The 818-nt window shown below is 64.7% G+C and carries 2 protein-coding genes; both read left to right on the top strand.

Annotated elements, in window-relative coordinates; translation table 11 throughout:
- Positions 1 to 292: transposase (locus ABD671_RS22295; protein WP_344735727.1), on the top strand; the 292-nt coding region annotated here is incomplete at its 5' end.
- 47 nt (positions 293 to 339) lie between these two features.
- Positions 340 to 818 (top strand): IS3 family transposase (locus ABD671_RS22290; RefSeq protein ID WP_344735726.1); only part of this gene is annotated, 479 nt, incomplete at its 3' end.

Below are 818 nucleotides of genomic sequence, written 5' to 3'. Positions count from 1 at the left end.
CCTCGTGGCAAAGCCCTATCCCAAGGAGTTCCGCGACGACGTCGTGCGAGTGGCCCGCCAGGGCCAGTCGTCACTGGCTCAGGTCGCGAAGGACTTCGGCATCTCAGAAGGCTCGCTGGCCAACTGGATGAAAAAGGCCGACATCGAAGACGGTCGTCGACCCGGCATGACTGACGACGATCGCAAGGAGCTTCGCGAAGCGAACAAGCGGATCCGGCTCCTGGAGCAGGAGAACGAGGTCCTGCGCCGGGCTGCTGCCTACCTGTCTCAGGCGAACCTGCCGGGAAAATAGTCTTCCCGCTCGTCCGTGAAATGGCTGCGGCCGGTGCCCCGATCAGGGTGCCGGTCGCGGTGGCGTGCCGGGTCCTCGGTCTGACGACCGCGGGGTACTACAAGTGGCTCAAAGATCCCGTGTCCCAGCGGGACTGGGACGACGCCCACCTCATCGACGTCCTCTACGACATCCACGAAGACGACGCGACGCTCGGATACCGGTTCCTCACTGACGAACTGGTCGACGAGCACGGCATCACCGTCGGGGAGAACCGCGTGCACCGGCTCTGTCGCATCGCGGGGATCGCCGCCAGCCATCACAAGAAGCGGTCCAAGCCCGGCTCCACCGGCCCGGCCCCGCACGACGACCTGCTGGCCGTGGTCGATGAGCACGGCGTGATTCGGCACGAGTTCGTCGCTGACGGGCCGAACAAGGTGTGGCTGTGGGACATCTCGGAACACCCCACGCGGGAAGGGAAGCTCTACATCTGTGCGATCAAGGACGTCTTCAGCAACAAGATCGTCGGCTACTCGATCGACTCGCG

Origin of the sequence: Nocardioides fonticola (genome assembly GCF_039536805.1) — a bacterium.
In the GTDB taxonomy this organism is placed as follows: domain Bacteria; phylum Actinomycetota; class Actinomycetes; order Propionibacteriales; family Nocardioidaceae; genus Nocardioides; species Nocardioides fonticola.
This window is presented reverse-complemented; position numbering and strand designations above follow the sequence as displayed.